Here is a 7,894-nt window from a genome sequence, read left to right on the forward strand (position 1 = left end):
GCTTGAGGGTTGCTTGTTGCTGGAGTGAGATTTTGTAGTTGTGTTGCTACTCCCGGCTGTATGTTACTCGTGCCAAAAATAGGATTTTGCGGTTGCAGATTATTGATACCAGCTTGAGGGTTGCTTGTTGCTGGAGTGAGATTTTGCAGTTGTGTTGTAACTCCCGGCTGTATATTACTTGTTGTAGAAATCGCTCCCGACTGTGTAGAACCTGTTCCTACATTCAAGGTATTAGAGGAATTGATTGTGTCTTTATTTAACCCTGTGCGCTGATTCTGGTTGTTTAATTGATTAAGCGCCGTTTGCAGGGCGCTTTCGGAAACATTGTTTTGACTAGAATTGATTTGATTGCCTAATGCTGTTCCTAAACCAAAGGAATTTTGTCCGGAATTTTGTTGCGCGAGGGAAGTACTTAAGGCATTAACTCCTTGTGAATTGCTGCCATTTTGAAAATTTTTCAGTTGCAGTAAATTTTCTGCTTGCGTTAAGAAGGGATTTTCCAACTTGATCACGGGTGTTGAATCACCTTCTTTCATAGTCACTTTTAATTTAGAATCACTTGTAGAGCTTTGGCTCTTACTATTTAAAGCATCTAATAAACTTTTGCTATTTGTTGCCTGAGTGTTCTGTTTGGGGGCGCGAGTTTTGAGTGCTGGTGGATTTGCCTGGTTAAAATCAGTGTTATAAGGAACCGATAACTCATCAAGAACTGCTGCATTTCCTGTGTCTTCTTCTGATACAGATGAGTTAGCAGGCTTGTCAGCAACTTGGTTTGTTTGCCAACGAGTAAAAAAGTCTGGGTGTGTCCAGTATTCTTTAATGACTAGCCCGACGACGGATAAAAAAATTGCTGTTCCCCAAATACTAGGGCGTGTTAAAATCCATAACCTAGCTTTGAGATAGCGTAAGTAGGCGGGAGGAAGATGGCGTGACATGGGCAATAAGCAATTTAAAATTCGTTCATTCGTTCATTCAGTCCGGAAGATAACCATTGATACTCATTCGTCCAGCCTTCTAGACTGAATGAAATGAATTGGGAGTTTACCTTTATACTACCGACTCCACAATTGTAATTCACTAACCGCAAGAGTTATTTTAGTAAATTTTTTATCTTCGTGCTACCCGCATTAATAAAAATATACCTATTCCTAATCCCAAGAAGTTGGGCAGCCAAGCTCCCAGGAAGGTAGAAAGGATATCCGCTTGTGCTAATGCACCAGTGATAAAATATAATATGTAGTAAGTGAATATCACGATGACACTGACACCAAAACTTGTTGCTCGCCCAGTACGCTGAGGTATAGTTCCCATTGCTGCGCCAACTAAACCAAAAACGACACAGACAAAGGGTAGAGCTATTTTTTGTTGAATCCTGACTTTGAGTTTACGAATTTTTTGATCATCACCGCCGAGGCGTTCAATCTCCAGTTGTTCTAGCGATTGAGCAATGTTCATTTCACCATAGTCTCGGCTTTTCTGTGCTAAATCTAATGCAGTACGGGGCAATTTCAGTTGTTGCTTTTCAAAACGTAGAATGTTGCGATAAGAGCGATCAGGGGCAACCAAATAGATGGTACCATTGTAAAAATCCCAGACATTTTGAGATGGGTTCCACTCACCTGATTCTGAGACGATGATTTGACTGAGGCCTTGAGTAGAACGGTCAATAATTGTCAAGCCTTTCATCTGCTTACCGTCAAATTCATCGGCGTAAAATAAGCGGGTTAGGATTTTTTTCGTCTTACCATCTTCCTGCTTCTGTTTTTGATATTCTGGGTAAAATATGTTTTGCTGCTTGGCGATCGTTGGCTGATCAGATTTCAGGGCTTTGTCTAGGATTTGAGATGCTTGATATTTGGATGCTGGTGCAAGATGCTCGTTAAAAAGAAACGTCATACCTGTAACGACCAAACTCAGTATCACAGCAGTAAGCACCATCCGATAGACACTCACCCCACAGCCTCGCAGTGCTATAAGTTCGCTCTCGCTAGAAAGACGACTATAAGTCATCAAGGTAGCCAGCAGAGTGGACATGGGGAAGGCTAAAACGATAAACTCTGGCATCCTCAACAAAAAGACTTGAACGGCGATGCCTATCGGTAGTCCGGATTCCACAATTTTCCGCACCAACTCGAACATAGCATCTATTGTTACGCCGATTGAAGCGAAAGCCCCAACACCAAACAAAAATGTCGGCAGCAATTCGCTAGCCAAGTAGCGATCCATGATCGAAAAAGGCAGCAGCGAATTGAGGGTGTAGAAAGACTTGAATTTAACCATTACTTATTAATCATTATTTATGAGTCATTAGTACTAGGTTCTTTCTAATCCTTTAGTATGCACCATGCTGTACAAACTTTACTAGGAAACGCTGGTTTGAAAGCGGGAAAATCTTACCCACAAAAAGATTTCAGCATCAAAAATGTAGCAGCTATCAAAAGAAATAGTAGACAAAATCAAGCAAGATGACGAACTTGTAAATAGAAAAAATAAATAAAAACAATTTTTAATTGATAATTTTGAATTTACATCTGGAAGTGATCGCCCAGATAGTATTGACGCACAAGTGAGTTATTGTAGAGTTCATTGGAGGTACCAAAAGCAAGGATTTGCCCTTCACGCATAATATATGCGCGATCTGTGATGGCTAGAGTTTCGCGGACGTTGTGATCGGTGATTAAAATGCCCATATGGCGATCGCGCAGTTGCGCCACAATTTGCTGAATTTCTGAGACTGCTATTGGATCAACCCCAGCAAATGGTTCGTCCAAAAATAAAAATTTTGGTCCTTCTCTCCCAGCAGCCAAAGCCCTCGCCAATTCCGTTCGCCGTCTTTCACCTCCAGAAAGTTGAATTCCTTTGCTGTTAGCCAGCCTCTCTAAACGAAACTCCCGCAACAAAGTGTCTACTCGCCTTGCCCATTCCCAGCGAGGCACATTCGTTTGCTCTAGGACCAAAAGAATATTATCTCGCACACTCAGTTGGCGAAAAACACTTGCTTCTTGTGCTAAATAACCAATGCCTAGCCGCGCCCTTCTGTGCATTGGTAGTGGAGTCACATCCATATTGTCTAACCAGACATTTCCCTTGTCTGGTTTTTCTAAACCTGTGGCGATGTAAAAAGTTGTTGTTTTACCAGCGCCATTGGGGCCAAGTAACCCGACAATCTCTCCTTGGGCGACAGAAAGGTTGACACGATTGACAATGAGTCGCTTGCCATAAGTTTTGTGAATATTTTCTAAGACGATTCTCACTTTCTGGCGTCCTTTATGAGTGATCGCGGCTAATTCGTTTTCTTTTGAGGTGTTGTTGCAGGAGCAGATCCAGGAGCTTGGTTGTTAACTTGAGTGTCGTTTACCATGTAGATAGATTCTACCTGACGACCTTGTTTGGGTGTTGCAACAAATCGCCCTTCGTCAATTAGATACGTTACTGAGTCCGCCTTGATGCTATTGCTGCCCTGTTGCAAAACATAGACATTGCCACTCATAACAATTTGACGTTCGCGGGTAAAGTATTGTGCTTGGGCAGCAGTTGCTTGAATACCTCGTGCAGGATAAGACAGTTCCACCTCACCACGAACAGTCGCCACTTGTGTTTTAGAGTTATACTCTTGCACTTTACCACGGATGTAGAGAGGGCGATTTTGGTCTGCTTTTTGGGGTGTTTGTGCAGTTGCTTTTTGCAGTTGCGTAGGAAATGTCATTGCGCCGACAAGTGCAACTGGTAGCATTAAGGCTAACCCCAAACGACGTATCTGAAACTGAAGCAATTGATAGCGGTACATCATAGCAATTTAGATTTTGTAGTTTCTTTTGTTATTCGACTTTTCTCAACTACTTTAATCAAAGATAAGAAAATAAACATTCTGGGCTATTCCAAGGATAGCGACTGGGTAAGAACTAAAATTAATGACGTTTTCCTAGTTCTAAGGTTTCGCAAGCTATCACGTATATAACAATACAGACAGCTAAATGCTAGACAACGTAGTATGACTAGATTTACAAAAGATCAATAAAGTTTTTAATTCTTTACGCTTTGTCATGATTCACTTTTATAATCCTAGGTAAGAGCAAAGTTTTATCTTGACCTAGGTTAAGGGCGGCAATCTTTTCTGGCTCTGTTTGCTGTAGTGCCTTCAACAATGCCGCACTCTGAATTAATAATTCGTCTACATCAATACCACCGTATTCTGATGGGTAACGTCGCAGGCGATTGCTACCCTCACCCAACAAAATCATTGCACCACGTAAATTCTTGTTGTTTAGATGATACAACGCCACAGCGATTTGCAGAATGCCTTGATAAAAAGTTTTTTCTGGCTCTGTTGCTTCAATCCACAGAGACTCCAAGGTGTCATGACAAGCATAATACTGCCCAGCGTTAAACTGCTCTACACCTTGCCAAAACTCATCAGGCATTTGTTCGTTCATCCCATAGTCTCTCTTACTTGCTTAATTGTTTCTAGAGAAATTTCTTGTTGATCACCAGCAAAGTCATTATCTGGTGTCAGGAATAGCATACAGTGGCACTCTTTGCGTTCCCGCATCGGTACACATGGACAGTTCCAAAAAGTAGCTTTGACTTCCGCTTCTTTGTCTTCATAGTGGCGACAGGGACACAAAGGAGCTCCGAGTTCGTCTTTATGCTTGGCAAGTCCTTCAATAACAACTGCGGTAACAGAAGGTTCAGCACAGAAGTACGTTCCAGTGCGCTTAGCATATTGTTCGGAAAAATGCCGCATTGCCTCTAGGCTATGTTCGCTGGATTTTGTGTTAACTTCTGGTGAAATCATAGGATCGACGACTCATAATTTAAACATTTCTTTGCATTGTACCGCAGCCTACGGGAGCTATAACTGGGGATTATTCCCCTCTTTAGAGAGATTTTAAATTTTGAATTTTAGATTTTGAATAGGCGAAAACTTGACAAGTAGTCAGTTATCTGTTGTGTGGTGTGGTGTGCATCTTGCAATCTCTGGTTATATTTCAGACGAAACACAAAGGCACCAGTCGCATTCATAGTTCATTCAATTAACGGTTTATCCTCCGTAGCCCTCCTAAAAAAGGAGAAAAAAAAGGAGGAACTAAGCCCCCTTTTTAACTCTGTTAGGAGAATTTTAGAGAACTCAACACGACTGAATTAATATCGGAAAATTGCCGCAACAGGTGTGCTAAATGGTACTTGTTCTGCCTCAACAGCGTAGACTGTACCACCATTTAATAAAGTATGAGCAGCAGCAAAATCTAACAAATCTTCATCGCCAGTTTCTTCTTCTTGGTGCAAATAAACAGTTTCTGAGGTAGGGTCAAATAATCCCCATTGCTCTTGATTGGTAGCAACCAACAATGAATCAATTCTTTGGTAATAAGCTGCTGGAATGATTTCTTTGAGTTCGTTGGAAGCTTTGCCAGTATTAGCGCCAAACAATTCGTTAAATCGTTCTACAACTTCTTGCTGTGATTTATGGTAATGTGGCTCAACGATAGGCCAAGCTCGTTCGTGTAGTTCTTGTGCGCTCAGAATCTCTTGATTCCCAGTGATGCCTTCTTCCATTAAATGCTGGTAAGTATTTGCCTGTTTGTAAAGGGGCATTAAATATTCTACACCAGCTAGTAGCAAAGGCGCTGTCTGGTCTCGCAGTTTCTCTTGCAACGTGTTATTGACAGCATGAAAAAATTGGAGGATGTCTTTTTGATGTTGGTCCCTGTCGGGACTGCCCTGTCCATGAAACGATCCTGGTTGTACAAAAGAATTGGCTGTTCCACCACCAGATGTAGCAATGCGGAACTGACCTTCTTGAGCAGTTTCATCATAGTTGAGAGCTTCATCGAGACTTTTGGGCATATTTTCCACCTCTATCTCTTTGATGCTGTAATGTGTTCCCTCAAAGAAACGAACATCCTTTTGGCTTAAAGCCAACAGGTAGAAACGCCCATCTCCATTTAAAATTGGCAGTAGTGGCTTAATATGAAATCGGTCTGTGACGACCACCAACTCGTCAAATGTCAGAGGTAGAGTGTAGTAGCGAAAAACATCTTTAGAAATAAAAACTGCCAGTCCTTGATCTACATTTTGTTCCCAAAAATTTGAATCATCCAGTTGATGAGATTTTGCTAACAATTCAATGGCATCATCCTGTCCAAGACCTGCATCAATTAAACGTGCTTCAGCCTCTTTTATTAAATTCTTAAAGCGAATTGAGTTTTGTCGAACTTCTGGTCCGGCTAACTGCGTTGGCATATAAATTGAAACAGAATTTTGTCTTGGCTGTTCTAGAAGTGTTTTTATTTCCTGTCTAGAAATTAATGTCATGCCATGTCTCTCCTATTAACGTGAGTAAACATTTGAAATCAAACCGCTGATAGATTTCACGGTTTGACGGAAATGTCATCTCAAAATATTCCAAAATTTCTTCCAAAATTTCCAAAATATTTGAGCTTGATTTATTTCACGTCAAGGGAAGTTAAGTTTCATCTTTCTTCTGGCAGGAAAGTTAGGTAGAATTTTTGTTCCTATAGAGTGTAGAAATAAAAAAATTAAAATATGCTCTTTCTCTATAGAAAGATGAGTATGCTCGTTTCCAGGCTCAATCTGGAAACGACAAATCAAGGCTCAGCCTCTTACCCAAGATTAGGCGTATTTGAGTTCATACGTTTTGAATTATTGCTTATGTTGTTTTGTCCTTGTTTAACAAAACCCAAAGTTACTCGTTTCATAATCCAATGCAGAGTGACAAGTATGCCAAAAGTAATCGCAATAATCACCAAAGGCTGTTTACCAAGAATTTCTTCTATACCTTTAGTGAGCAAAGCATCTGGTTGAGTCACAAAATCCCAACTGTTAAAACGTAAAAAACGTCCCCAATAAACACCCACAGCACACAGAGCATGAGTAATTAACTCAACCCACAAAATCCATTTGCTTTTACCAATACGATGTAAGTAATAACCTAAATTAATTAAAGATATAACGTAAGCTTCAAATCCAGCAAAAATAACTAGCACATACAATGGAATGAGGATAAGAGTGATGATCCACACAGATTGAATTGTACGGATATCATCTATCAGGTGAATGATATCAGTCAGTAGGTAAGGCGCATTCGGTAGAAAAGTATAGAAAACTATAAAGCCCAACCACCAAACCCAAGAACGCCCACGCCCATTGCGAAACAACCAAACACTCAAAGCCAAAGGTATAAAAGCTAGAAATAAGTTCCAAGTCATCCAACGCATATTGATTTGTAGGACTTGCACGACTCTGGCTATCAATTCAGTGAGTTCCGCTTTCATAGGTGCTTCCTTGAAGACGTATAAATGATTCTGGTTTCTGCATACAGTTATAAGCTAGCTGATTGACCATTAAAACTGCATTAGGTCGTAAAAATGGCTACTGATGAAATAGTCAATCCAGCGGGCTAAGCCACTAGTATAGCCAATGCGCAGATGAGACCCGCTTTACTATAGATAGGTTTTTCATCTGAAATGGTTTCCTTGTGCTGGCTATAATTATAGATTTCATTTTGCCCTTGTGCAGTTCCAGAAATCATTGTCAACTGCCTAGAGAAGTAGTTATGTTGACTAGAATGCAATACGGTTCAGTTAAGCATTTTTTCTTTTCTCTTTTCTTCTCTCTGCGTTCTCTGCGCCTCTGCGGTTCGTTAAAAAAATTAACTTTGACAAAGAGTTTTAGCCTTAACTGAACCGTATTGGACTAGAATGAGTCACTCAGGACTTGCGCAAAGAAACCGGGTTTCTACCAAAAATCCTTTGTTTGGCTCAAATACGAACGAAGAAACCGGGTAACTGAGGCGGAAAATTAAAGTCAGGCTTGTGTCGTCACTCGCTAGCCCCTAAGAGGGGCGCTACGCAAACGCTCAAATTCGCTCATT

General features: G+C 40.8%; 8 protein-coding genes. All 8 read right to left on the reverse strand.

Going from position 1 to position 7,894, the window contains the following annotated elements; genetic code table 11:
• The coding region (locus DP117_RS22160) for a hypothetical protein (RefSeq protein WP_169220400.1) at window positions 1-935 on the reverse strand (935 nt) is incomplete at its 3' end.
• 172 nt (window positions 936-1,107) lie between these two features.
• A complete protein-coding gene (locus DP117_RS22165) occupies window positions 1,108-2,226 on the reverse strand; it encodes an LptF/LptG family permease (RefSeq protein ID WP_169220410.1) in 1,119 nt (372 codons plus the stop codon).
• Between the two features lie 299 nt (window positions 2,227-2,525).
• On the reverse strand, window positions 2,526-3,254 hold the full coding sequence (gene lptB, locus DP117_RS22170; protein WP_169220401.1) for an LPS export ABC transporter ATP-binding protein: 729 nt from the start codon (window positions 3,252-3,254) through the stop codon (window positions 2,526-2,528).
• A 29-nt stretch (window positions 3,255-3,283) separates the two neighbouring features.
• Entirely contained in the window at window positions 3,284-3,790 is a 507-nt protein-coding gene (locus DP117_RS22175) for an LptA/OstA family protein (protein ID WP_169220402.1), read from the reverse strand.
• 241 nt (window positions 3,791-4,031) lie between these two features.
• The gene (locus DP117_RS22180) at window positions 4,032-4,433 is read right to left on the reverse strand and encodes a DUF309 domain-containing protein (protein ID WP_169220403.1); all 402 of its coding nucleotides are present in this window, start codon (window positions 4,431-4,433) and stop codon (window positions 4,032-4,034) included.
• A complete protein-coding gene (locus tag DP117_RS22185) occupies window positions 4,430-4,795 on the reverse strand; it encodes a ferredoxin thioredoxin reductase catalytic beta subunit (RefSeq protein ID WP_169220404.1) in 366 nt (121 codons plus the stop codon). The genes DP117_RS22180 and DP117_RS22185 overlap by 4 nt, the downstream gene beginning before the upstream one ends.
• A 347-nt stretch (window positions 4,796-5,142) precedes the next feature.
• Window positions 5,143-6,315 carry a hypothetical protein gene (locus DP117_RS22190; RefSeq protein WP_169220405.1) on the reverse strand — a complete coding sequence of 391 codons (1,173 nt, stop codon included), beginning with the start codon at window positions 6,313-6,315 and terminating at the stop codon, window positions 5,143-5,145.
• Between the two features lie 308 nt (window positions 6,316-6,623).
• Window positions 6,624-7,295, reverse strand: a complete 672-nt coding sequence (locus DP117_RS22195; protein WP_169220406.1) for a DUF1361 domain-containing protein — start codon at window positions 7,293-7,295, stop codon at window positions 6,624-6,626.
• Window positions 7,296-7,894: the final 599 nt, after the last annotated feature.

This window comes from Brasilonema sp. UFV-L1 (genome assembly GCF_012912105.1).
GTDB lineage: Bacteria > Cyanobacteriota > Cyanobacteriia > Cyanobacteriales > Nostocaceae > Brasilonema.